Annotated in this window: 22 protein-coding genes; 1 reads left to right on the top strand and 21 read right to left on the bottom strand. The window is 38.1% G+C overall.

Annotated elements, in window-relative coordinates; all coding sequences use genetic code 11:
- Positions 1 to 24: 24 nt before the first annotated feature.
- The 16 genes from BBH88_RS08160 to BBH88_RS08085 all read right to left on the bottom strand — a co-directional run bounded on the left by BBH88_RS08160 (position 25) and on the right by BBH88_RS08085 (position 18,163).
- Complete coding sequence (locus tag BBH88_RS08160; RefSeq protein WP_065536977.1) at positions 25 to 1,041, bottom strand: ester cyclase; 1,017 nt, start codon at positions 1,039 to 1,041, stop codon at positions 25 to 27.
- A gap of 33 nt (positions 1,042 to 1,074) precedes the next feature.
- Complete coding sequence (locus BBH88_RS08155; protein ID WP_065536978.1) at positions 1,075 to 2,670, bottom strand: sodium:solute symporter family transporter; 1,596 nt, start codon at positions 2,668 to 2,670, stop codon at positions 1,075 to 1,077.
- Between the two features lie 69 nt (positions 2,671 to 2,739).
- Positions 2,740 to 3,498 (bottom strand): HpcH/HpaI aldolase family protein, encoded by a 759-nt coding sequence (locus BBH88_RS08150; RefSeq protein ID WP_065537387.1) that lies wholly within the window; start codon positions 3,496 to 3,498, stop codon positions 2,740 to 2,742.
- A 31-nt stretch (positions 3,499 to 3,529) separates the two neighbouring features.
- Entirely contained in the window at positions 3,530 to 4,234 is a 705-nt protein-coding gene (locus BBH88_RS08145) for an alpha/beta fold hydrolase (RefSeq protein WP_065536979.1), read from the bottom strand.
- Between the two features lie 3 nt (positions 4,235 to 4,237).
- Positions 4,238 to 4,858: a cupin domain-containing protein gene (locus BBH88_RS08140; RefSeq protein WP_065536980.1), complete on the bottom strand. Its 621-nt coding sequence runs from the start codon at positions 4,856 to 4,858 to the stop codon at positions 4,238 to 4,240.
- A gap of 112 nt (positions 4,859 to 4,970) precedes the next feature.
- Positions 4,971 to 6,155: an ester cyclase gene (locus BBH88_RS08135; protein WP_065536981.1), complete on the bottom strand. Its 1,185-nt coding sequence runs from the start codon at positions 6,153 to 6,155 to the stop codon at positions 4,971 to 4,973.
- A gap of 435 nt (positions 6,156 to 6,590) precedes the next feature.
- Positions 6,591 to 7,613 carry a LacI family DNA-binding transcriptional regulator gene (locus BBH88_RS08130; protein WP_065536982.1) on the bottom strand — a complete coding sequence of 341 codons (1,023 nt, stop codon included), beginning with the start codon at positions 7,611 to 7,613 and terminating at the stop codon, positions 6,591 to 6,593.
- A 1,106-nt stretch (positions 7,614 to 8,719) separates the two neighbouring features.
- Positions 8,720 to 9,898, bottom strand: a complete 1,179-nt coding sequence (gene cntE, locus BBH88_RS08125) for a staphylopine family metallophore export MFS transporter CntE (protein WP_065536983.1) — start codon at positions 9,896 to 9,898, stop codon at positions 8,720 to 8,722.
- Between the two features lie 50 nt (positions 9,899 to 9,948).
- Positions 9,949 to 10,695, bottom strand: a complete 747-nt coding sequence (locus tag BBH88_RS08120; protein ID WP_065536984.1) for an ABC transporter ATP-binding protein — start codon at positions 10,693 to 10,695, stop codon at positions 9,949 to 9,951.
- Entirely contained in the window at positions 10,696 to 11,505 is an 810-nt protein-coding gene (gene cntD, locus BBH88_RS08115; RefSeq protein ID WP_065536985.1) for a staphylopine uptake ABC transporter ATP-binding protein CntD, read from the bottom strand.
- The gene (gene cntC / locus BBH88_RS08110; protein WP_065536986.1) at positions 11,505 to 12,389 is read right to left on the bottom strand and encodes a staphylopine uptake ABC transporter permease subunit CntC; all 885 of its coding nucleotides are present in this window, start codon (positions 12,387 to 12,389) and stop codon (positions 11,505 to 11,507) included. Before cntC ends, cntD begins: the two co-directional genes overlap by 1 nt.
- Entirely contained in the window at positions 12,390 to 13,322 is a 933-nt protein-coding gene (gene opp1B / locus BBH88_RS08105; RefSeq protein ID WP_065536987.1) for a nickel/cobalt ABC transporter permease, read from the bottom strand.
- Between the two features lie 89 nt (positions 13,323 to 13,411).
- Positions 13,412 to 15,022, bottom strand: a complete 1,611-nt coding sequence (cntA, locus tag BBH88_RS08100; protein ID WP_065536988.1) for a staphylopine-dependent metal ABC transporter substrate-binding lipoprotein — start codon at positions 15,020 to 15,022, stop codon at positions 13,412 to 13,414.
- A gap of 145 nt (positions 15,023 to 15,167) precedes the next feature.
- Positions 15,168 to 16,484 (bottom strand): opine metallophore biosynthesis dehydrogenase, encoded by a 1,317-nt coding sequence (locus BBH88_RS08095; RefSeq protein WP_065536989.1) that lies wholly within the window; start codon positions 16,482 to 16,484, stop codon positions 15,168 to 15,170.
- A 26-nt stretch (positions 16,485 to 16,510) separates the two neighbouring features.
- Positions 16,511 to 17,305, bottom strand: coding sequence for a nicotianamine synthase family protein (locus BBH88_RS08090; protein ID WP_065536990.1), 795 nt, complete (start codon positions 17,303 to 17,305; stop codon positions 16,511 to 16,513).
- 24 nt (positions 17,306 to 17,329) lie between these two features.
- Positions 17,330 to 18,163 (bottom strand): histidine racemase CntK family protein, encoded by an 834-nt coding sequence (locus BBH88_RS08085; RefSeq protein WP_065537388.1) that lies wholly within the window; start codon positions 18,161 to 18,163, stop codon positions 17,330 to 17,332.
- 707 nt (positions 18,164 to 18,870) lie between these two features.
- On the opposite strand from BBH88_RS08085, the gene BBH88_RS08080 reads away from it, so the two are divergent.
- Positions 18,871 to 19,197 (top strand): hypothetical protein, encoded by a 327-nt coding sequence (locus tag BBH88_RS08080; RefSeq protein WP_065536991.1) that lies wholly within the window; start codon positions 18,871 to 18,873, stop codon positions 19,195 to 19,197.
- A gap of 607 nt (positions 19,198 to 19,804) precedes the next feature.
- Here the strand turns inward: BBH88_RS08080 and BBH88_RS08070 are convergent.
- The 5 genes from BBH88_RS08070 to BBH88_RS08050 form a co-directional block, all read right to left on the bottom strand.
- Positions 19,805 to 20,704 (bottom strand): hypothetical protein, encoded by a 900-nt coding sequence (locus BBH88_RS08070; protein WP_065536993.1) that lies wholly within the window; start codon positions 20,702 to 20,704, stop codon positions 19,805 to 19,807.
- Positions 20,705 to 21,243: 539 nt separating this feature from the next.
- The gene (locus BBH88_RS08065; RefSeq protein WP_006828679.1) at positions 21,244 to 22,356 is read right to left on the bottom strand and encodes a Nif3-like dinuclear metal center hexameric protein; all 1,113 of its coding nucleotides are present in this window, start codon (positions 22,354 to 22,356) and stop codon (positions 21,244 to 21,246) included.
- Entirely contained in the window at positions 22,343 to 23,056 is a 714-nt protein-coding gene (locus BBH88_RS08060) for a tRNA (adenine(22)-N(1))-methyltransferase (protein WP_065536994.1), read from the bottom strand. Before BBH88_RS08060 ends, BBH88_RS08065 begins: the two co-directional genes overlap by 14 nt.
- A 62-nt stretch (positions 23,057 to 23,118) precedes the next feature.
- The gene (gene cccA, locus BBH88_RS08055) at positions 23,119 to 23,511 is read right to left on the bottom strand and encodes a cytochrome c550 (protein WP_006828681.1); all 393 of its coding nucleotides are present in this window, start codon (positions 23,509 to 23,511) and stop codon (positions 23,119 to 23,121) included.
- 261 nt (positions 23,512 to 23,772) lie between these two features.
- Positions 23,773 to 24,912 carry an acyl-CoA dehydrogenase gene (locus tag BBH88_RS08050; protein ID WP_065536995.1) on the bottom strand — a complete coding sequence of 380 codons (1,140 nt, stop codon included), beginning with the start codon at positions 24,910 to 24,912 and terminating at the stop codon, positions 23,773 to 23,775.
- Between the last annotated feature and the right edge of the window lie 143 nt (positions 24,913 to 25,055).

Raw genomic sequence — 25,055 nt, 5'->3', positions numbered from 1 at the left:
GTGAACTTATGCAATTTCGATCGCTTATTTTAATTTAGGATTGGTAATATTAACTGTGCGTTCCAAGATATCCACTCCCTGTTGTTTTAGCCAATAAGGGATATCAATTAACACCCAATTTTCCTCGAGCTTATCCCCTTCCCGACGATAGACATCAACAACTTGCATATCTGCACAAACTTCTCCTCCCGGTAATCCTAAGAACCCACCAATAGGTGTGTTCGTTAAGTTTGGCCAACCAAAAAAGCAGGCAAAGTTTCCTTCTGAAAAACGGCATACATGACCATTAAACTTTTTATCTTTCAGGTTGTTTCGAAAAGGCAGTTGATGCTGTTTTTGATAACCAGGGATGGTATAACTTGCACCGATGCCCCCTGGCCCATACCAAATCATATTTTCTGACCAAGCCCGTCCCAATAACTCCGGCGGACAATCCATTGAGCCCGTTTCATTAAGTTCAGACAGATCATTTATCATCTTATTTACTAGATTAAGCGTCTTTTTGCTTTTCTCTGCATCCGCATCTTCAAAAAGGAGCCCATCATGATTTTTTGGTCCAGGGTATACAAAGTAACTTCCAGTATCTGGTGGTAGTGGATTAATACCCGCTTGCTGCATGAATCCAATAATATCAACAAACAAACCAGTTTGAGAAATCTTCCCGTCTTCAATACAGTTAAATTCCGCATATCTTAAGTTGATCATTTTTCCAGTCGCGCGAATCCCCAGCCAATCTGACTCGAAGTTCCCCATAAAATGCCCCATACTCATGACCCATTCTTCATCGCCGTACTCATTATTCCCTGCAATAAAAATATCCTGCCGCCTTTGCATTCTGGTTAAGCTCTTCTTTAACGGTTGCCAAAACTCTCTCGCCACATCTATTTGGTTATTTATTTCACGGAAAGGATAAACTCCTCTCCACAAATAATTGGCTGTTGTATATTTTGTTAGTATTTCTTCCACAGTATCGGTAGTAGCTTCTTCCAGTTCATTAAAATAATCTAATACGAGTTTCTTACTAGCGGAAAAGTTGCCCATTTCCCTCTCTCCTTCCTATCAATCAACAGCGCTTTATATGAACTGTAAAACGACTAGAACCAGTGTCTGTATAGCAAAGAATCCTAAAAGAATATATGCATATTTATCAATTGTTCCCGGAAGAATCGAAACACCATCTTCATCTGTTGTTCTGCCTTCAGCAATCAGCTTGTTTCTCTGACCTTTAAAGGTAAATTCATCGTAATTTACAGCATGTTTTTCATTGATGAGCATACTTGCCACATATCCGATACTTGTAGTTAACAAAAAACCGACTGGATAGTTCCATAACCAGTTGGCAATCTCTAATTTACCAAAGAAAATCGTGAGCGCGATCCCTAAGACAAAGCCAATAGCGACACCAATATCTCCTGCTTTTTTCGTGAACATTGCCAATACGAACATAGCAATCATGGCGCCTGAAAAATAAGACAAATAGCTTCCTATAACTGCTAAGATTGAAGCAGTTGTGTCTCCAAATGCCATAAGTGTAAATCCAATAAGCAGAAGTCCAAATATGAACGTGAATACTTTGGAAACCCTCAGTGAAGCTTCTTTTCCTTTGGTAAAGTATTTTTCATAGATATCTTTTACAAATACAGTTGTTACCGAGTTTAATACAGAGTCAATACTGGACATGGCTGCGGCAAATACAGCAGCGATAATAATTCCTAAAACGCCTATCGGAATACTTCCAGCCAAGAAAGTGATCATCACATCATTAGCATTTTCGAATTGTTTACCATCATAGAAAATATATAATAGAATTCCGAGTACGATAAATAGGAAATAAATTGTATTCATTACAATACCACTGATGGCAATCGACTTTTTCACTTCACGGACGGATTTTGCTGCAATCATTCGTTGAGTTTGTGTTTGGTCTGTAGCGAAGTATTTAAGCCACAAGAACGAACCTCCAATTAAAGCTGCCCAAAATCCATTTTCCAATTGTAAGTCAAAAGAAAAGTCCAGTGGATTAAATTTCCCCGCATCTTTCGCCACATTGATTCCTTCAAAAAATCCAATATCTAATTTCATAATGACTATGATAAAAATCACAAGTAACCCACCGAATAGAACCACCATTTGGATTGCATCCGTCCAAATAACCGCTTTCAAACCGCCAAGCAACGTATATAGTATAGAAACCGCGACTACAATTGGTACGATAAGTATTAATGACCAACCTGTAAATGTCTGAATGATTAAAGAAGGGATAAATATAAACGAACCGATTTGGATAATATTAGAAACCAGAAATCCTAAAACGATCAATAATCTACTTTTACTGCCAAGCCGCATTTCTATATATTCATAGATAGATGTCACTTTCAAATTATAGAAAAACGGCAAGAACACCACTAATGTGACGACAAGAACTAAAGGGATACTGAAATTCAACATGAATGCGTTTAACCCATTAGTATAAGAATAGCCGGGACCGCCGATAAATCCATTCGCACTTAACGTCGTTGCTGCAATTGACAACGCAATGGGGATTGTCGCGACCGTTCTACCACCAATAAAGTAGTCCTCTTGCGTTTTGTTGCCTTTTCCTAATCTATAACCCATGTAAACGAGCACTACCATATAAACTACCACTATCATTATGTCAATTGGACCCATATATCAAACACCTTCTTTTTAGATTATTGTAAAATACAGTTCTTCATTCAGCCACAACATACAAGTCCATCAACTTTCACCTTGTCTGACAAGGTTCTTCAACCCTTCAAATATGACCGTATTCGTTACAACACTCACATATTTCGCGCCTTTATCAAACGCGTCCTTCACACTAGTTGAATCCCCAGCCACTGTGCCTATTGTATAGTTATTTTTTTGTGCGGTCTCATATAAGCGAGCGATTCTTTTTTGCACGTCGGGATGTTTTGCGCCTTCTTTTTTAAAGCCCATATTAACGGATAGATCCGTCGAACCGATGAACGCAATATCAATTCCTGCAACACTCATAATTTCCTCAAAGTTTTCAGTCGCCTCGACTGTTTCAATATGTGGAATCACTAATATTTCCTCGTTAGAAGAATCTATGAAAGCTTCTCCGCTGTCCATCCCATATCGAGCAGCACGATGCGAAAAAGCCACCCCTCTATTTCCAAAGGGAGGAAACTTGGCTTGAGCAATTACATTTTCTGCATCTTCTTTTGTATTGACCATCGGCACTTGAATTCCTTTTGCGCCTCGATCCAATGCTTTTTGAATACTTGAAGGATCATAGGAAACGCGAACGAGTGGAACTAAGCCTACATTCTCCGCAGTTCGGATCAAATTCTCCAATTCTGTATAACTGAAAGCTGCGTGTTCATCGTCAATCACGATAAAGTCAAACCCTGCATATCCAATCATTTCAACTAGATTCGGAGAATACATCCCGACAAATCCACCTAGGACACGCTCTCCGTTTTTAATCTGATCTTTTAATGTATTCTTCATGATTTCTACTCCCCACATTGCACGTTTTGTCTTAAACTTCACCTAACCATTCTCTTAACGCATTCGTCACTGCTTCCGGCTGCTCCATACTGCTTAAATGTCCACACTCTCTTACAATGACTAATCCAGAAGTTGGTATATGTTCATGCATTTCTTTATGTAAAGACACCGGACAAACCGTGTCTTCTTTCCCCACTAAAATAAGTGTGGGACATGGAATGGACTGCAAGTAAGGTCGATAATCGATTCGAGTAGCAACTGCATGTAATTGACGTAAGTAAGCATCGGGGCCAACCGCTTCTGCCATCTCAATAATCGCAGAAGTTAATTCTATATTCGTTAAATGATCTGGATGAACTAAATAAGGCAACAGATGATCTTTCGTGATTTCACTGAAGCGACCTTCATTCACTAAATTGATGAAACCGTTCCAAGCCGTTCTCTGTTCAGGCTTCGGACCCGTTGGATTGGTATTCAGTAACGCCAGCCTATTCACCCGTTCAGGGGCTAGTTTGACAATCTCTAATGCCACCATTCCACCGAGTGATAATCCCGCTAGCGAAAATTTTGCCGGTGCTTTTGCCAACACAGTGTTCGCCATCTCTTTCAACGTATCGTCGCTTGTCACGTCCCCGATTGTAATGTCTGCAACGGCAGACAAGTGGTTTGTCTGGTGTTCCCACTGCCTGGCATCGCATAACGTTCCGGGTAATAACACTAGATTTTCTTTACTCATTTCTTATCGTTCGCCTGCTTTTAACTTTTTAGCCATTTTCTTCTCGAGTTCGCTAAAGTTGGCAGGCTTAATCATTTTACCGGTTTCGTCTGCATAGAATCCGTGCTCTTTAGCCTTTTTAGTCACTTCGGGTGCCCAGTAAGGATCTTTCCCTTCATATGCTTCATGCTCTTCGAGAATCGCGAATATCCACGCGTCTTCTTCACTAATATTTTCAAACCCTCTCCACAGTCCTGGCGGCAGAGAAATCATATCCCATTCTTCTATTATGGTTTCCCCTTCAACCTCGTCTTCACTATTGCCCCAGTAAAAACGCCATTTTCCTGTCAATGGAAGAAACGTCTCAATGTAATCATGTGTATGATACGCTGGTCCATTTCCTTTAGGTGCTTTAACCATTCCAATTTGGAACCCATGCTTTTCTGTGATTGCCGGAGTATACGCATCGTTTTCACTTGCTGTATCCCCAATAAGTGAATAATTTAACCGCTGATGTCCAGGGATGATGCTGTCAATAAACATTAATGGAATAGAATTTTTCCTTAATTCATCAAAGCGTACAATCCAATTTTTTTCCATGTCGTCATTTGTAACTACTTTTTTCACTTTTGGTTGATCTGCCATTTTCATATCCCCTTTATAATTAATTTAAATTTATACATTTACCTTTCAGCCTACAAGAGTTAGTTTTGAAGCATCACCCTTTCAATTCGTGATTTATTTAACTGCTATACACTTAAGCGAGGGATTCTCCTTCCACTTTTTCATTGGAGTCATTCTCTATTTGCATATAAATCTGTTTTAGTACATCTAGGCCATCAAATGTAAGCCACTCTTCTGTTACTTTTTCATCATTTATCTGCAAATGCGAGATACCTAATATTTCTACCGATTGCCCGCTAGGTGTACCGAAATACCCAATACCTTCATGCAGTCCTTGCAATCTCCATCTAACCGCAACGTCCCATGAACCTTCCTGATTCCTCTCGTTACACGTCACGCGATCGACAAAGAAGGCAGCATTTGGAAATGACGCAAACAAACTAATCAGCATGCCTTGAATTTGTTGCGAACCGGTTAAATCTGTCCCACAGATGAAGTGAACATTTGCATTCTCCGCATAAAAGTCATTCACGTAATTAAATAGTCTACGTTCCCAAATCTTGTTATACAATTCCAAAGTGAAATCACCAATTTCAAACGCGGTGGATTTTCGTATGAATTCCGCAGGCATAAATTGCCCCTTTCGAACCTCACTTATTCCGAAATGACGTTGCGATGCTGGACCTTTATGTACAGATTGTTTTGCGAGGAGTTTCGCGACTTCAACCGGATCATATCCGAGCTGTTTCACAATGTAGAGATTGTCGCGAACCAGCCATTCCTCAACTATTCGATTGGAATGGACGAAGCAGTCGACAATCGTTCGAAACATGACTCTCTTTCCCGTTGCTGGTCCAAAGGACGAATCCCCCAAATTGGTCGTATTCGAAACAATCCGATGTGATGATAAAAACCCTTCCTTATCGTTTCCTGACCAAATTACATTTTCTCCGTATAGTTTACGATCTGGAAAGGCATGTAGTGTTTGTAGTGTTCCTGATACTACTTCACTCACACCTTGAATTGAATTCACGCCTGTATGCATCACCACATCGTTATGGTAAGTTTCATAAATGACACCAATCCCTTTTTCCTCCCAAATTTTATGGGTAATCGACATAATGTAGTCAACAATATCTCGATATTCCTTACTAAATCCTTCCATGCTTTGGATCCTTTTTGTACTTTTCGAAAACTCATTGTAGTCCATGAAACCTACTGGCTGGACTTCTTCGGAATCCCCATAAAATACGTTGCTAGGTTTCTTGTTTCTCACATGTTCTACTTCTTTTACAGTCTCAAACTTGTTTTCGCTCATTCATTTCATCCTCTTTCCTCTTTTGAATGCGCATTCAAAACTATTAAATGGCAGTCCATCCACCCTCCACTTTAATGGTTTTTTATCACTTCCAAAGTATCTTTTAAAATATTCACTCCTGCGTTAGTCACTAATACATTCAATCCGCCCATTTATTTGACTGCTTCATCGGTCAATTTTTAAATTTTATCGACATATATCAAGTTGCACAAATGTAAGAACAATTCGCATTCTAGTTTAAGAGTTCTTCAACAGCCGATTTCAGCGTATCCTTATTTCTGCCTGTTATCACTGTATGTGCGTCTAATTCGGCAATCACAATCGTAATTTCTCTTCCAATTCCTTCGTTATCGCTTTTAACAAAGATCTTTTTACCTTCCAGATCAGGAAAGTGAATCACTTCACTCTCCCTTTCTTAGTCTATTTTCAACACCTTCATCGAACGCCTGTCGTTTTTCTCGAAAACACTTCAGCATCCAGCACAATTTGAACTGGTAAGGTACTGACTTCCTTATTACTTTTTCTTTCCATAATGACAATCAGGTTTTCCAATGCCAATCTTGCCATCTTCTTCATCGGCTGCGCAACGGTTGATAATCCTATATAACTATTTCCAGCAAGACTTATATTATCAAAACCGATTACTGATAATTGACTCGGAATCTCAATATTTTCACTTGAAGCCGCATCTAGTACGGCCAACGCCATTTGATCAGATGCGACGAATAAACAACTAGGACGTTCTGGCTGACGGAGTAACTTTTTCGTAAATGCATAGACCTTTTCATATAGAAATTCATCTGTATAGACAAAATTAGGGTTCAACTTCAAATTATAATGTGTAAGTGCTGACTCGAATCCGATATTGCGTAAATGAGTCGTTACATATTTTTCCGGCCCAGCAATATAGCCGATATCACGATGCCCCAACTCATACAGGTGTTCAACCGCAAGCCGTGCACCTTGGTAATTATTCACCGCAACATAATTCGCTTTATCGTGTTCAATAATGCTGTTGTATAAAATGACTGGGAAGTGTTGATCGAAGAGTTCTCTGATTTTCTTATTGTCTTTATCCGCTCCGGCAATAATTATCCCGTCAACACGCTGTCCTTTCAGACTATCAATATATTGCACTAAACTTTCTTCATCATGATTTGTATTACATAAAATGACGTTATAATCATTCTCTTGTGCAATCCGAGTAATCACTTTTGCAGATTCTGAAAAAAAGGCATTTGTAATATCTCCGACAATCAGCCCTATTGTTCTCGTTTCCCGATTCGCTAAACTTCTTGCGATTTCATCCCTCGTGAATTCCAATTCTTCGATCGCCTTCAGGACTTTCTCTTTCGTTTCTTTTTTTATAAATTGATAATCATTCAGCACTCGAGAAACAGTTGATTGAGAAACACCCGCTTTTTTTGCAACATCATATGCATTAATCGATTTTTTCATGATTTTTTCTTTTCACTCACTTTCTTCTCCTTTTTAGAAGCGCTCTCATTACCTATAATGGATTATTAAGAAGTAAATTCTTCCATTGCTACCTGAATAGCTTTTACACCCGCTAAGCAGTTGAAACTTGTTTTTTAAGCTAAATTAATGGCTTCATTTATATGTAACAAGAAACTATACTTATCTGATTGTTAGGATATCCTCTACTTCATATGAATGCGCATTCAAAATAAAAGGTTTCTTAAAATTTAATAGCACCTAACAACGATTCTCGCATGAAGCCGCAAGAATTGCTTACAGTCCATTGAAAATAAAGTTCCATCGATATAGCAAATAATCAGCGAACTTCTAAAAGATTATAATAGATTAAGTCATGACTCTTTAAATTCGTAAAAAGTAGAGAAACAACAACCCATTTCACTCAATTGAAATCTGATTATCAGTAAACTTAACATATTGAATATTTAAAATCAATAGTTTTTTAACAAGTTATTGTTCAAAATTGTTTAGCCAATCGACAGGAATAGCCATCTAGTTTTGTGATCTAGGTAGGCTAGATGGTTATTTCACATAAATTCAACTTTCACTCTACAAAAGTTGAAAAAGAAAAGGACAAAAGAAGACGGAAAATATATACTAATAAAAATACTCAGAAATTTGATTTTCGATTTTCCTAAAAAAAGAATGTTTCAAGAAAATTTGATGTGACCATAGCATGTACCGTAGTGAAACCCAAAAATTTAAACCCGATGATTCCTATAAAAACAGTAATACCTATAAGTAAAGATACTTTATTACTTTCATCTGTTGAATCTATCCTAAATCCTTCTTTTTTCAAAAATTTTATTATACCAAAAAAGAAGAATTTTAATGTAACTGAACTGCATTTAAGTTACATTCAGTTCTTAGTCTTTGTTGACTACTTCTCCTCTAGCTCAGTTGCCCGGTCTCTAAACAAGTCTGATGGTAATAGCTTCCGATAAGGTGTCATATGTTAACCTGGCAATTTTTCTTAACAAAACATGGTCATTCTTTTATTCTACAAATATTTGTAAGTTAAATAAATCTGCTACATACAATAATTTAATTAACGAACGACTTCATTATCACCCAATAAATATCTTTCTACGATCATAAGAAAAGATTAACATTGCCAAGCCTAACACAGCACAAAACATATACGCAGTTGAAAATGAATAGCTATCAGCAATCGGCCCCAGAAGCACACCCCCTAAGGACACACCCAAGTCTGCCATGGCAATAAATAAACCAAGTAACACATTACGATCCCCTTGAGGTAAGACAAAGCTTAGATACGTCGTTAATGTGGGGTAAAGAAGTGCTTGCGCTATGCCTATTAAAATAGCACCTAGATAAAAAAAGATAACCCCACCGCTGATTGCAAAACTTACAGATTGTGCCCCCACTGCTAAAAGGAGCATTGTCCCCATCATAAAAAATGAATGCCACTTTCCATCAGAAGGAATTAGTTTTCTAAAGGAAAAACGAGAAATCACAACGGCTATTGCCATTAACATAAGAAAAATCCCGGCATTTCCACTTCGTACCTCTTCAGCATATAGAGGGATAAAGATGGTAATTGCGCCAAATATAATTGAACCACTCAACATAAGAACACCGCATTTAAATAAATGCGGGTTTTTCATTAACTGACTAAATGAGGCCAACATATTTCCAGTTTGCGCAGGATTTTTCGTATCAGGCTGGGCTTTAGCTTTTTCCATTTTAGCATTATAACCAAATACTCCTGTGAAAATGGCAATTGCTATCATCACAACACCGAAGTATTCCATATCACCTCGCCAAATACCCAACGCCAATAAAGGTCCCACGATTCCTGGTATGTATGAAAACAAAGAATAAAGTGAGATTCCTTGAGAACGATCTTTTTCTGGCAGGGCATCGATAATCCCGATCTGCAATGCCATTGAAAAGAACGCTGTTGAGACCCCTTGTAAAATGCGAGCCACTACAAAGCCACCCAGTCCCGTCACTGTATATAAAATGAGAGCAAACCCGTTTACAATAAGTATTACTCGCAGCACTTTTATTGGCCCGTATTTTTGTATAATCTGGCCTGCCCATGGTCTAAAAAACATGGTCGTAAACAAATAGGCTCCCATAATCAACCCTATCGTTGTATTGGTGGCCCCTAAAGCCTCCCCTTGCAGAGGGATGATTACATTCAATATAGAGTTGGCACTAAAATACAGAAGCACCAACAGATATAATCGTATAAATGACCAAGACAAAGCTCCACTCAAAATATTTCCCTCCACTGTTTAACAGTATTAAATTCATACAGATGTCTTGACTAAAAGGTTATCAGCGACTTTAATAGTTCTTTTGCATAGGCTGACTTAACGTCCTTCAAGTGTTCAATGTCCACCATTTCTTCAATCTGTCCATCCTTAAAAATGATGATTCTGTCACAGATATAGGCTGCAGCCTGTAAATCGTGCGTAATGAACACATAACTCATATTGTAGATTCTCTTTAAATCTTTGAGTAATTCAAGAATTTTTGTTTGCACAGAGACATCTAACGAACTGATCGCCTCATCCAATAAAATGCACTTTGGTTGTGTAGATATCGCTCTTGCAATACACACTCGTTGAACCTCTCCACCTGATAGTTCATGAGGGTATTTGTTCCGATATGTCGAAGGTAATCCAACTTGATTCAGTAAGCTGAGAACCTTTTCTTTATTCTCTTTTATATTCTTGTTCTGAGTCTTTAAGGGCTCAAGGATTGCATCTTCCACAGTAAAAAAAGGATTAATAGAGGATTTGTAGTCTTGAAAAACAGCGCTTATGTTACTTAACCGAACTTTCCTGTCCTTAACATTCATTCCGTTAAATGAAACTGTTCCACGATCTGGCTTTTCAATTCCCAGTACCAATCGCCCTAATGTTGATTTCCCACTCCCACTTTCACCAATGATGCCAAGACATTCTCCACTTTTGCATTCAAAACTAATATTTTTTAAAACGCTTTGCTTTTCTCTGGACAACAGTGCACCTTTTTTATAAGATTTTTCTACGCTTTCCACTTTCAGCAATTAGGATTCCTCCCCCATAATTCGTTTGAAATTATTGCTTAAAGCCAGTCTAGTAGAGACTAAATACTTTGTGTAATCGTGTTTTGCATCCGAAAAAACTTCATCCGTAGTTCCTTTTTCAACAATGTCTCCATCCTTCATCACTAAAACTTCGTCCGCAATTTTTCTTACGACTCCCAAATCATGAGAAATAAAAATGATGGAACAACTCATCCTATTTCGTAAGCTGATAAATTGTTCAATCACTTCAAATTGCGAGATGGTATCAAGTGCCGTTGTTGGTTCATCAGCTATTATAATGTCCGGTTCTAAGACAACGGCTAGCGCAATCATAATTCGTTGCAACATCCCCCCCGATAGTTGATGGGGATATTTATTCATGATCTCTGTTGGATTTTTTAACATGACACTTTCCATGGCACTTTTCATTTTTACTTCCATTTCATTTCTATTCCAATCGAAATGTTCCGCAAGTGTTTCTCGTAAATGCACACCGACTACACAGGAAGGATCGAACGCACTCATCCCATTTTGCAGGATCATGCAAAGATTTTTCCCTCTTTTCTTCCTCAATTCCTTTTCAGAAAGTTGGTTGAGGTTTTCTCCTTTAAAAAGAATATCTCCGGATTGGTGAAGTGAAGAGCTATTAAGCCTCATAATTGCTCTGCAAGTAACAGACTTACCACTTCCGCTTTCTCCCACAATCGCAAGACAGCTTCCAGATTCCACATGAAATGAACTGTTTTTAATAATATTTTTCTCGGAATGAACATCCCACACCTTTAAATTTTTCACTTCCAGTATATTCATCACTTACTGAGCTCCCTTTTTTTAAATAGAGATAAGTTCTCTTTCTTTCTTTTTTTTGAGGTAACTAGTTTAGGATCCAACGCAACTTGGAGCGAGTCGGATAAAAAATTAAATGCTGATACCACAATGACAATAGCTAACCCAGGTACTAGCATTAATTCCGGTCTAGTGAACATAACTTCTCTCGCTTCATTTAACATCATTCCCCATTCAGGAGTAGGTGCTTGAATTCCTAATCCCAAAAATGAAAATCCAGAAATTTGTAATATCATCGACCCAATGGAGCTGCTTGATATGACGGCAATATCAGCGAAAGTCACTGGGATGATGTGTCTGAAGATTATTTGTGTATCACTAATTCCTGATGCTTTGGAAAACTTCACATAGTCTAATTCAGCGTATTGCATAACAGACGCTCTGATGACTCGTGCAAACCATGCCCATTTAATTAGGGCAAAAGCAATTAGGATATTTTGGAGACCCACGCCGAATATACCAATAACCGCCAAAGCCATTACGTATCCCGGAAATGAAAGCATCGTATCGCATATTCTCATAATGACTGCATCGACTTTTCCTTTAAAATAGCCGGCAAGAAAGCCTAAAAATGCGCCTATTAGGACAGAAATAAATAAAACTACCAATACCCATAAGATACTTGGTCGAATTCCATAAATGATTCTTGATAAAATGCACCTGCCTAGATGATCATTGCCCAATAGGTACTCCCATGAAGGAGATGCGTACCGAAGGCTCATATTAACTTCATTAGGATCAAACGGTGCGAATAAAGGCGCGAAAATACCTGCAATAATTGTAGAGACAATAATCAGCAAAGATAGCAAAGCCAACTTATCCTTACTTAAGTTTTTTAATATCCTCATTTACAGATCATTCCTTAGCTTGGGATTCATTGCAGCATTAATAATGTCCGAGATTGCATTAAACAACACAAAGGCTACGGCTAAGACGAGCACGTATGCCTGAATAATAGGGAAATCTCTGCTAAGAATTGCTCTCACACTTAGACTTCCTAACCCTGGCCAAGCAAAAACATTCTCAATAACAACTGTGCTTCCTAATATGATGGGTATGGCCATACCAAATATTGAAATGGATACTTGCAATGAATTCCGCAGGATGTGCATGGTTATTTTCTTTTCTGGTAACCCCGATGCTCTTCCATAAAGAACATAGTCCTCATTCAAATTATTGATCATAGAGGTCCTGACATTTCTAAAATAGAGACCAGCATAACTGATTGTGATAACAACAACTGGTAGGATATAACTTTTATATGAATCCATTCCGCTTGTGGGCAACAAGTCTAGCTTTACCGAGAAGTACCAAATCATAAGGGTAGCCAACCAGTATGATGGCATTGCGGTTAAGAAAAAAGAAATGCCCCTTACCGATTTATCTATCATCTTCCCTTCATTTAATGCACAGACTACTCCTAATACTATAGATACCAAGATAATTGCTATCGATGAAATTAATGTCAATTTGAATGTATTAAAAAAGGCCGGACCTAGTAATGACCATACTGGTTTCCCATTAATATACGAATCACCAAAGTCTAATTGTAAGGATGAAACGAGCCAATCAAAATATCTTAGAATAAATGGCTGATCCATCCCGAATTCTTCTTTTGTCTGCTCTACTAGTTCGTCTGTTATTTGTGGAACTCCTTGCGCTTGCAGTATCACTTCAGCCGGATCCATGGGAGAAAGATTAATTAAGACGAACGTCAAAAATGAAATGACTAAAAGTAAAGGCATAGATACGAGCATCCTTCTAATGATGTATCTTTTCATAAAAATCTCCTTCCATAAAATAGCTACCCACTAAACTTTTGTACTTTTCATAAATAAAAAGGGGAAGATCTCCCCTTTTTTTAAAAAGCTTATTTAAAGTTCATCAACTCGAACGGCAGCTCAAACTGAGTCTGCTTGAATGAAACTCCAGTTAGATTTTGAGGCGCGATTACAGTCATCCCGCCGTTTGAAATAGGAATAAAAACAGCTTCTTCGTGAACAGTCGTCAATATCTCGGCATACAATGCTTTTCTAGCTTGTTCATCTGTCGACACCATAACTTGTTCAATGTTGTCGTATAGCTCATCTTCTTTTTTAATGCCTTTTGTTGTATGCAAATAAGAAGCCTCAGAAGTAAAAGCAGCGATTGTACTTTGTGGATCATACGCCAGACCCCAAGTTTGATTGAATAGTAAATCGTAGTCGCCTGTGGCCCTTCTATTCGCAATTGACGTTGACTCTTCCCCCGTAATTTCCAGTTGAAGACCAATTTCTTTTAGTGATGCTTGGATGAACTCAGCCTGCGTTTTCTGAGAAGACGAGCTGCTATCATAGTAAAGTTTCATCTCTAATTTTTTTCCATCTTTCGTTCTAGCTTCACTGCTGTTTTCTGATTTCCAACCGTTTTTTTCTAGAATCTCTATGGCTTTTTCTACATCATAGCCACGCTTCTTCAAATCAACGTCGGCATAATTCACATTAGGTGAAAATAGGGTTTCGGCCATTGATTCTGTGCCATTAAGAATATCCTTGCTAATGGTTTCTTTATCAATCGAATACCAAATGGCTTCACGTACAGCTGTTTCACTTATTGGGTTGTCCGCTTTACTGCTATTGGCTACAAGCATTTTGGTGTTCATAGGTTCACTTCTGATGAGTTGATAATCACCAGAATCCTCCAACTGATTCATGCCTTCAACAGCGATACTATCTGCACCACGATCATCCGTAAATGCAAAATTGATCTCTCCTTTTTGCAATGCCAAAAGGGTTGTTTCTCCGGCCGGCAATACTTTAGCCGTTATCCTCTTAATTTCTGGCGCTCCATTCCAGTAATCTTCATTTGCTTCAAAAGTTGCAAATTCGGCAGTTTTGTGTTCAGTGAGCACATAGGAGCCTGTCCCGTTAAAGCCACTTACACCATCTTTGGTTTCTCCATTTTCAAAATCTTTGGGTGAGATAAATACATAAGGCCGGGTCATGGACAACTCAACCAACGTTGGATAATAGGGTTCGGACAATTCCAATTCAACAGTATATTCATCTACTACGTTCACATTTTCCATTTTTGTGGATAGTTTAATCCACGCATGCTTTTCTGCATTACTCTGTACAGCATCGAGATTTTTCTTCACTGCCTCAGCGTTGAACGGCTCTCCATCATGAAATTGCACATCTTCCCTTAAGAAGAACGTGTATACTTTGCCATCTTCAGAAATTTCCCAGGATTCAGCAAGCAATGGCTGAATCCCATCCTTTGTGTTTTCAACTAACGATTCATAGACCATGCCTTGAGCCGGCATCGAACCGGTATATAAATGCGGGTTCATATCATTAATATCCTGAGCAACAGCATAAACTAACTCATTATCAGTTTCATCACTCTTTTTCTCATTCGCAGAGTCTTCTTCAGAACAGGCAGCCAGAACAGATAAAACCAATAACAGTAGACCTAGAACCTTAATTTTTTTTATTAACATTGTATTTATTCTCCCTTTAATCACATTTAGTTTAAACCGTCTTGCTTTACTGATTTGATGCAACTTGACTATAAAATCCGATATTTTTAAAGTAGTAACTATTACGATTTACAGAGCATATTTAGTAGGTTCTTCGAAGCAAGTCCTAATTCTTTTGTTGTGCTTTAACACTTTTCTCTATTTCACTGCATATCATATTTATGTCGTCCTCAAAACTTTGTATGGAAAATGCATCAGATAATAATTCAGTTTCATGAGATTGAACAACTTCTTGAATTTTACTTTCATATGCCTGAATGAACTTATCTATTACTGGACAATCTGAATTTAAGTATTTTGCGATTCCTTGTATTATTTTTATACGGTAATAATCTTCCTTTGGCATTCTTGGAATATCCCATTTCCCTTCTCTGTTAATAAACATTTTTTTTATAGGTACCGCAGAAAAGTCAAAGTATCTTCCATCTTCATCTGGCTTTGAAAAAGGATCCACTAATAGTGAGGTATAACGAATATATAATAAGTACTCTTGATGTATGGTCTTTAAATCAACAAAGCTTTCTATATCTCGACGCGATAAACTTTCCAATCTCACTGGATAATTATCGTCTGTCATAAACTTAAGTAAGTTTATACTTTTAATATTTATTTTCTCTAAAAGCATCATTAGTTCTTTCCATTGAGATAACATATCACGTATTAAATATTGTGTAACAGGTCCTTCCGGATATACTTTATACACATATTTTTTATCATTTAAGTTTCCGAATATAGCATTTAATGAAAATTCATTCATAAACAAGGGAGGATGAACATACAAAGAAATATTTCTTGTTTCTGCCTCAAGAGGTGTATCCATCATTTTTAACACAATACCTAATTGCTCAAAAACATCGTATAGTCTTTCCATATTTTTAGACGCTTGATGCGAAGAGCCTAAGTACACTTTTTTCTTGACAGCTGTTGTTATTATACGGTTTGAAGGCTTCTCATCGGCCCATCTAGTATCACCATAATACGTAGAAAAACTAATAATTTCTGTGTTTGAATTGTAGTTGCTGATATAATTCTTAATTAAGTTATTGGAGCCAAAAGTTGGAGAAACCAAAATAATACATTTCACTTTTTTTAGGACTTTATCATTGATTTGTTTGATAACTTCTATATAGGCATCTGTTGTTACAGATAGAATAATGGTATCCCATTCCCCCAGTATGGTTTCATACCCTTCAAAAATTTGATCTAGAGAATCGTCACCTCTCATGGTTCGATGTTTTTCATTTTGAATGCTTGCGTGTATTTGACGATTGTTCTGCTCAAGTGCTGAAAAAAAAGATTCTGAGCGAACGGATTCTCTTCCTGCAATTGCTATGTAACAACCTGTATGTTTTTTGAAATTTACTGCAAGTTGAATTGAAGTAGGGCCAGTTCCTAAAATTAAAACTCGATTAAAATCACTCATAAACTCTCCCTTTCTAAAATATAAGCTTATGCTTTTTTATATAATGCGATATCAAACACGTGGTCAGGACGTAAAATATTTTCAACCATCATCCATTTTTTTTCATTAACCTTTTTCATTGGATAGTTAAATAGTGATTTCAAATGATCACCATATCTCATGACCACGACTACATTTTCATTCGTTAAAGTATGTAATTGCTCTAGTATTTCGTACTTTATTCCAACTGTTGAGCTAAAAATGATATGGGTTGCTTCTTTTGTGAAATTAAGGTCTTCCACTACTGATTGTTCTAGTCTGATATTTAAACCATTGCCTAACTTCTCTACAACTTTTAATCCCAGTGTAATGGCTTCCTCATCGATATCTGTGCCAACTACCTCTGCTCCAGTTTGCTGAGCTATTAACAACGGTGTCATCGGAAAAGAACCAGATCCTATTAACAATACTTTGGATTCAGAATCGGCTTGAAAACTCCCAAATTCCGTCTTAATACACGACTCTATATTTTTAAAATAATCGGACACATCATTATTTCCATTCAGTAGTTTCAACGCACGGTATTTTTCCAAAATAGCAACACAATAGGCTGATTTTTTTCTTAACTCTGTTAAAATCTGGTCAAACTCACTAGATTTATGTAGTGCTAGTTGTTCCCACGTTACTTTATTGCTCTCACTTGTGATGAACTTTGAGTAGTCATCAATTATATTCTCTAATTCAGAACTCCTATCGGTTGCATGATCGTAGTTTTCCGCTATTTCATCGAACTTTTCTAAAAAGTCATTTAAATATTCATAAAAAGTCTTTAACTCAATCATTCATGTCACCCCTAATCGAATTAATTAACAATCTATAAAAGCTTTTCCTTGTGCCACGATGCTGACACTTCCTTCAATATTCAGGCTTGTGAGTTCTCCTTCATGACATGCAGCGTTTACGGTAATAATACCGCCAGGTTGTCTTATTTTTACAGCAACTTCCCCTTTATTCCTCCATGCTAAGTAAGCTCCTATAGATGCTGTCCCGGATCCACACCCCCTTTCCCATATCAAGCTATCTAGATGTGGAACATACATGAGAGGAGCCAGCTCTTCAGATTTAGATTTATACAATAAAACACCAATTAAGTTAGTACCCGACGTTGCTCCGATCAACCTTGCTAGATTTTCTGCTTTTTTTCTCATTCGGTTATTGAATTCGTCGACTTCTATTACAATATGTATAAAATCAGGATAATTTACTGTTATTATATTCAACTCTTCATTTTCAAAATGAACTATCTTCAAATCTACCTTTTTAGGAATGGGCATATTAACTTGACAGTAGTACACTTCTGATTTTTTTTGAACTTGACAGATAACTAATTGTTCTGTACCTGAAGATTCTAATAATACATCTGTCGAATCGTTTTGTCTTAGCCCTTTTTCGGATGCAATAAAAGCTGCTAATGCCATGCAAGCATTGCCACAAAATTCATTACCACCCATTTGTAAATGTGCAGCTGCTTCTGCATTTACTGGTTTTTCTATAAAACCTACTTGTTCTGCATAGACACTGTCATATGACATTACTCTTGAAGCAATGTAGGAATGCTTTTCGAATGGATAACTAGTTTTTATAAGAATAGTCATATTTTGTGTGGGATTTAATTTTATAAATTCTATCTCTTGTTTCATCACAATAATCCTCATCCCTCCTTATTAACGATTTTAAGAACCTATTTTCTGTTATCGCTTTTTATCACCCCAATAAACTGTTAGGTATTGTCTATCCATATCTCTTTTAAATGCTCTTTATATGAAAAAAGTAATCATTACGATTTACATCATATCTTTTTTATTTTTAAACTGCAACCTTTTTATAAATATGCAAATTTCTAATAAATTTAGTGAATAGATGCACTCATCAAAGCACACTAATTTGAAACAGAAAGAGAAGACGCCCTTGACTAAGCATCTTCCCTCTATTGCACTGATATTACGTAGTATCAGGCACCATCTTCTTTTTCCGGAAGTCAATTTCGAAATCTATTCAACTAGGTTTTGATGATTCAAAACAAATCAGTATACTACTTCATAGCCAGGTTCTTCTGTTAAAATTTAATCCTTTTTGGCTATTTCTTTTAGCTGAAAGTTTGAATTTGCAGCTAAACTACTTTTATCTTTTGCAATAAGATAACCATGAGCCGCAATGAATTTTTTAAATATATTGACTTACATAAGTGGTTCAGTTTTAAGTAACCGGTTACAAATTTAAAAAACCTTTTTAAAAGGAGTGTGAAAAGCATAATCTTTGCGAAAAGAAAGTATATTTTCTTAACGTTTAATAAAGTTAAGAAAAGGAAATTGTACTAATATCAAAAAAACACAAAGGAGGTTTTCTTATGAGCACTGAGCACCATTCCCACCAGCATAATCTGTCATGCGGCCACACGAAAATAAAGCATGAGGATCACATTGATTATGTGCACAATGGCCATCTTCACCATGAACACGAAGGCCACCGGGATGAATGCAGAATTTCTGTTACCGATACGAACCCAGATGTTTGTGCACCCATGAATTGCGGATGTAGGAACGACAACGACTGCGGACATGAACTTGTTCCACATGGTGATCACGTGGATTATCTAGTGAATGACCGTCTGCACCAAGTTCATGACGGTCATTGTGACGACCATGGCCCTGTTGAATTAGTTCCGGTAAAGTAGAATTTTTACAAACACTTCTGATGCTTTCCGACGAATCTAATAGCTAGAAGCACAGGAAAAAACACCTATGCTGCCTGTATCCGATATTAAATCTGACAAGAGCAGCATAGGTGTTTTTTTAGAGCTTCATATTACAACGCCAGTTCAAAGATTGTCGAGTTCTTTAATATACATAAGAGTAATGACAGCTACCGATAATTGATGATATGTAAACCTAATCCTTTTTAAAAAGTGAATTACAAAAATTGTAAATAAATACTTTAAATAATAATTGTTAACAAGTCAGTTTTTTCTGCTGAAGCCATTTTAATGCTCGTCAAGAAAATACACAAATGCCTTCCCGCTAATTATCGGGAAGGCATTTTCTCTATTATTCAATTTTATTCCATTCCTTTAATATCACGATTAATAATACGATAATAATTGTAAGGCTGTAAATAAACAAAATCCATGAAGTCGGTCTTGGAGAAATATCTAACTGCATTTGGTGGATGATATCTGCAATAGAGTAGATAAAGGCAAGGATTGCAAGCACTAAAACAAAAATTATTTTTTGTTTTTCCGTTACCTTCATAACGCTTGGGTGTTTATGTTGCTCATAAGCATCCTACCTCCAATTATAAGGTGTTCCTGGAATCGCCTTATAGGCAGCCAGTGTTTTATTGCAAAGACTAAAATATTTAATAACAAGATAAAGAGTTCCAACACCGGGAATAGTTTTTAAGTACTGTTTAAAGAACTTTTTCAAATTAGAGATAGTAGGATACTTTATAGATTTAAATGCTTTATCGAGTAAACCAATAGCAGTGAAGTTATACAGCGCACCTACTTCATAAGAACGGACTGCATCAACGTTCCTAGTGAAAGTATCAAATTTGGTCGTATAAGAACCAATTGTTTTTTGTTTGCCAAGTTCTCGAGCCAAACCTCCACCATTACTATTCTTATAATATGCGTAATTCTGACCAGCTGTTCTTGCCTTGAGCCATGTACCAGTTGCCATAGCTGTAAACTCATTGTTAGTCCCCACACTTGCCGGATACACTGGAGGTTTCCAGAGGTGTATGTCGTCATGGGGCTTACTAGGAGCGGTTTCATCAGTTATAGAAACCATTTCTTGATGTATAATCTTATTGGCAAGCAAATCTTTTTGAGTTACGGAAATGATATCTCCCTGTAAGATTGTTGCGGTCGAAAATTTTTCCGTTAGAGTAGATGTCCCATTCTCTACCAATGATTTTTTTGTGGTCACTACATCACCAACAATTTGTTCTTCATATAAATAAATCTTACCATCTTCAAGCGCTTTGTAAATAACCTCTCCTTCTATGTCTTTAATTAGTTCGATAATTTCATGTGGAGTACCATTCAGTATCTCTTGTTCATCTAGTGTATCATTGGCAGCTGAACTTTTTGGAAAAGAGGGCAACACTACTGACATAATAGAGACTACTACTGAAAAATAAATCATTCCATTCCTAAATGAATACAATTTCGTTACTTTCAAAATTTCTTCTCCTATCAAAACGGGTTATTTTAATACTATATTTAACAAATTTACATCACTTTAGTTACCCATTCAATTTATTTAATAAAACTAAGATACCACTAAACATTAATAAAAACCATATTTTTCTAATATTATATTATAAAAGGAAATCAGAAGCTTAGAGCTGTTTTTTCTAATATTTTTTTATTTTGACATAATTTTTTAAACATTTTGTATTTTTTAACTATGTAGGAGCTTATATGAAATCGAGGAGTAAAAAGTATTCAATCAATTCAACAAGTTTCAATGAATTGGCTCTTTTGAACCGTTCGTAAAAGTACACTATTACGAACGCTCTAAAAAAAGCTAAATATCGGCAAAAAAATCGTTCGTAAATGTATCAAAACACTTTACGAACGTTCGCCAGTTTGCATACATTTTTACGAACGCTTTCAAGCAGAACTAAAGGGAACGATCTTTATTTCGAATTACGTTTTGGATAAACTTTTAAGAAGAGATCATGAATAAAAAAAAGAAGAAGCCGCGGCTTCTTCTTTTTAAATGAACCGAAAAGGTTCTGTATTTGTTTGAGACTGTAAAAATTCACATTGCCAAGTTGGCTGTTGCTTAGACATATGGTCTACTACTCCTTGAATCATCACTTTTTCTACATGATGGCCCGGGTCGACAATATTCAACCCTATCGCTTGTGCGTCTTGAGCTGTATGGAAATACATATCACCCGTGACGTAGACATCCGCTCCGGCACGTTTAGCTTGTTGGAAATATTTGTTGCCATCGCCACCGAGCACTGCGACTTTTTTAATAATGGCGTCTGGATCGCCAACGATGCGTAGAGCCGGAACCTCAAGCTGCTGTTTTGTCCACTCTGCAAACTGAGTCAATGTCATTGGTGTTTCAAGTGTTCCGACGCGTCCGAGCCCCATCGCTTCTCCTTTATTTTCTAAGGTAAACACATCATACGCTACTTCTTCGTAAGGATGCGCCGAAATCATAGCTTTAATGACACGGTCTTTGTCGGGTTTACGGACTACTACTTCTATTTTTGATTCCGAAGCCACTGCCATTTCCCCAACTTCACCCGTGTATGGATTAGCTCCAGCAGTTGGGCGGAAACGACCTGTTCCAGAAAACGTATAGCTGCACGATTCATAATCACCAATTGCTCCAGCTCCTGCTTTAGCCAATGCTTCACGAACTGCTTCTTCATGACTTTCCGGAGCGAACACTGCAATTTTTACTAATTCCGCTTCATAAGTCGGAACCAACACATTGGTGTTTTTCATTCCCAATGCCTCCGCCAATAAATCATTGACACCACCCGTTGCCACATCTAGATTGGTATGCGCCGCATAGACCGCAATGTCAGATTTAATGAGTTTTTCCATCAACCGCCCTAGTGGAAAATCCGTCTGCAGATTTTTCAGGGGACGAAAAATCGGTGGATGATGAGCGATTATCAATCCTGCGCCTTTAGCTATTGCTTCGTCAACAACTTCTTCATTGACGTCCAAGGTCACCAAGACCCGGTCGACTTTCTTGTTCAGGCTTCCCACATGCAAACCGATCGGATCACCTTCCATCGCTAAGTACTTAGGCGACCATTTCTCGAATTCCTCGATGATCTGCCGGCCATTAGGAATTTTCACGCTGCAGCACCTCTTCTACTAACTGTATTTTTTCGATCAATCCCTGTTTTTTCTCAATAATTCCCTTTGTCTGAGCGGTGGATTCCATCAGAGCAACGATTTTTTTCCATTGGTCGCTTTCACGTGTCCATTTTTCCTGGAAAATAGCCGTTTTTTCCTTCAATAGTTCAGGTCCCATCAGCATTTGCTGCGGTGTCCATAAAACAGTTGCCTCGACTTTTTGAAGAACCAGTATTTCATAAATTTTTTCATTTTCTTTTAAAATCTCTTCTTCTACAATGCCCCAGTTGTTGGCGACAGCCCAATCCCGGATGGATTTGGCGTGGACATTAGGCTGCAGGATCAAACGCTCTACTCCAACGAGCTGCTTTTTGCCCTGCACCAAAATCGAGCAGATCAACGGACCACCCATGCCCGCAATGGTGACAGTGCTGATGCTATCTTCAGGCAGGATGACGTCAAGTCCACTCGCCAACCGAACATCGATCTGTGCGGTAAGCCCTTCCTGCTGAACCTGTTTTTGAGCCGATTCAAATGGACCTTTGACAACCTCCCCCGCTATGACTTTATCCACTACGCCATTCAATACCAGATGACAAGGCAAATAAGCATGGTCGCTTCCGATGTCTGCCACTACTGTGCCCTTTGGAACGTGATGGGCCACTCTTGTCAGCCGATGCGATAATTGTTGAGCATTCATTAAGATCCTCCTAATTTGACAGAAAAACCCTTAGCTCCAGAAGAACTAAGGGTTTTTGGATGCTATTCGAGTGATAATACCCACTCAGCCATTGCTGCTACATTCTCTTCTGGAACAAGACCGGCTGGCATAGTGCCTTTACCGTTGATCAAAATATCTTCGATGTCTGGCTGTGGCAGCTCAGTAGCAATCAATGATGGACCTACTCCGCCTTCATAGCTTGAACCGTGACAAGAAATACAGTTTGCTTGCGCGAACTCTTCAGGATCAAAATCGCCTTCTGCAGTTTCTCCGCCTTCTTCACCTTCAGCAGCTTCTCCGCCGCCTTCTTCTTCTGTTGCCTGTTCTTCTGCGATTTCAGCTTCGTCGTTAACTCCTTGTACTGATAAGAAGAAAATTAAACCAATACCGAACGCCATGATTAAGATATAAGGAACAATTGCATTTTTTTGCATCCGTTACCCCTCCCTCTACTAAATTCTGCTTGATGATATTATTCGTATCATTCATTATTGTACTGTATTATCCACGAAACGAAAAGTCTTAACAGATAACTTTTCTTTGTTTGTGACAAAAACGGTAATTTAATTTCTATTTACCCCTTCTGCAAAGAGTTTTTTGTCCATACTTTCTTGATAAAACTTATTTCACAAAATCTTTTCCAACGAAAAGTCTACTACAAGAAGAGCCCTGCAAATCGCAGGGCTTCAATTTTTTCAGCAGCCGATTTGGCGTGCTATGACCATGCGCTGGATTTCAGACGTTCCTTCGCCAATTTCCAATAATTTTGCATCGCGCATATAACGTTCGACTTCGTATTCCTTCATATAACCATAACCCCCATGAATCTGGATCGCTTCATCAGCCACTTCCATGGAAATTTCGGAAGCATACAGTTTCGCCATTGACGCTTCTTTAGTAAATGGCCGTCCCTGATCCTTTAGCCAAGCGGCTTTGTAAACCATATTGCGAGCTAATTCAATTTTCATCGCCATATCGGCCAACTTGAACTGAGTAATCTGGAACTCGGACAAAGGCTTGCCAAACTGCTTGCGTTCTTTAGAATAAGCCAATGCTTTGTTGAATGCCGCTTGCGCGATGCCTACAGCCATAGCTGCAATGCCGATGCGTCCGCCATCTAATGTCACCAAGAACTGCTTAAAGCCATCTCCACGCTTGCCTAACAGGTTCTCCTTTGGCACGCGGACATTTTCCAGCACCAATTCCGTCGTATTCGACGAATGAAGTCCCATTTTCTCGTAATTATCGATGATGGTAAAGCCTTCAGCATCGGTCGGTACAATAATGGCACTGATTTCCTTTTTGCCGTCATTCATTCCTGTAATGGCGGTAATCGCCAAATGCTTGGCATGGCTGGCATTGGTGATATAGACTTTGGAACCGTTAATGACCCAGTCGTCGCCATTTTCCACTGCACGGGTTTCTGTTCCTCCGGCATCCGATCCGGCATTGGGTTCCGTCAACCCGAAAGCACCAAACGACTCACCAGTACAAATTGGTGTCAAATACTTTTCTTTCTGTTCTTCAGTTCCAAACAAGTTCAGCGGCGCGCCGCCAAGAGAAATATGTGCAGAATAAGTGATTCCTGTAGATGCACAGGCACGGCTCAACTCTTCAGTCACAATCGCAAAACTGGTGGTGTCCGCTCCAGCTCCGCCGTATTTTTCATCAAACGGCAACCCCATCATTCCCATGTCGGACAGCTGTTTGAAGATTTCAGTCGGAAAAGCCTTAGAACGGTCACGGTCAATGGCACCCGGTGCCACTACCTTATCTGAAAATTCCTTCATGGTCTTTTTGATCATCTGTTGTTCTTGCGTCAAATCGAAATCCATTTGTGTACATCCCCTTTGTTATGAATACGCTTACACCTTTCATTATATAGGAAAAATTAAGACAAACTCAAGCTTTAACTAGAATTCCTTTTTTAGTCCAATAAAAAAGAGCCACTTTCCGGAAAATCCGGTAGCGGCTCAAG

It is taken from the genome of Planococcus antarcticus DSM 14505, from assembly GCF_001687565.2.
Lineage (GTDB): Bacteria > Bacillota > Bacilli > Bacillales_A > Planococcaceae > Planococcus > Planococcus antarcticus.
Note: the sequence above shows the minus strand (reverse complement) of the source record. Positions and strands in the feature narration are given on the sequence as shown.

What these genes read in the sequence shown, in the direction of transcription:
- BBH88_RS08130 (WP_065536982.1), bottom strand. Translation starts at nt 7,613, where the DNA reads ATGAAAAAATCGATTAATGCATATGATGTTGCAAAAAAAGCGGGTGTT.
- BBH88_RS08150 (WP_065537387.1), bottom strand. Translation starts at nt 3,498, where the DNA reads ATGAAGAATACATTAAAAGATCAGATTAAAAACGGAGAGCGTGTCCTA.
- cntD (WP_065536985.1), bottom strand. Translation starts at nt 11,505, where the DNA reads ATGAATATACTGGAAGTGAAAAATTTAAAGGTGTGGGATGTTCATTCC.
- BBH88_RS08085 (WP_065537388.1), bottom strand. Translation starts at nt 18,163, where the DNA reads ATGAAACAAGAGATAGAATTTATAAAATTAAATCCCACACAAAATATG.
- BBH88_RS08050 (WP_065536995.1), bottom strand. Translation starts at nt 24,912, where the DNA reads ATGGATTTCGATTTGACGCAAGAACAACAGATGATCAAAAAGACCATG.
- BBH88_RS08155 (WP_065536978.1), bottom strand. Translation starts at nt 2,670, where the DNA reads ATGGGTCCAATTGACATAATGATAGTGGTAGTTTATATGGTAGTGCTC.
- BBH88_RS08140 (WP_065536980.1), bottom strand. Translation starts at nt 4,858, where the DNA reads ATGGCAGATCAACCAAAAGTGAAAAAAGTAGTTACAAATGACGACATG.
- BBH88_RS08095 (WP_065536989.1), bottom strand. Translation starts at nt 16,484, where the DNA reads ATGAGTGATTTTAATCGAGTTTTAATTTTAGGAACTGGCCCTACTTCA.
- opp1B (WP_065536987.1), bottom strand. Translation starts at nt 13,322, where the DNA reads ATGAAAAGATACATCATTAGAAGGATGCTCGTATCTATGCCTTTACTT.
- BBH88_RS08135 (WP_065536981.1), bottom strand. Translation starts at nt 6,155, where the DNA reads ATGAGCGAAAACAAGTTTGAGACTGTAAAAGAAGTAGAACATGTGAGA.
- cntA (WP_065536988.1), bottom strand. Translation starts at nt 15,022, where the DNA reads ATGTTAATAAAAAAAATTAAGGTTCTAGGTCTACTGTTATTGGTTTTA.
- cntC (WP_065536986.1), bottom strand. Translation starts at nt 12,389, where the DNA reads ATGAGGATATTAAAAAACTTAAGTAAGGATAAGTTGGCTTTGCTATCT.
- cccA (WP_006828681.1), bottom strand. Translation starts at nt 23,511, where the DNA reads ATGCAAAAAAATGCAATTGTTCCTTATATCTTAATCATGGCGTTCGGT.
- BBH88_RS08060 (WP_065536994.1), bottom strand. Translation starts at nt 23,056, where the DNA reads ATGAATGCTCAACAATTATCGCATCGGCTGACAAGAGTGGCCCATCAC.
- BBH88_RS08090 (WP_065536990.1), bottom strand. Translation starts at nt 17,305, where the DNA reads ATGATTGAGTTAAAGACTTTTTATGAATATTTAAATGACTTTTTAGAA.
- BBH88_RS08160 (WP_065536977.1), bottom strand. Translation starts at nt 1,041, where the DNA reads ATGGGCAACTTTTCCGCTAGTAAGAAACTCGTATTAGATTATTTTAAT.
- BBH88_RS08080 (WP_065536991.1), top strand. Translation starts at nt 18,871, where the DNA reads ATGAGCACTGAGCACCATTCCCACCAGCATAATCTGTCATGCGGCCAC.
- BBH88_RS08145 (WP_065536979.1), bottom strand. Translation starts at nt 4,234, where the DNA reads ATGAGTAAAGAAAATCTAGTGTTATTACCCGGAACGTTATGCGATGCC.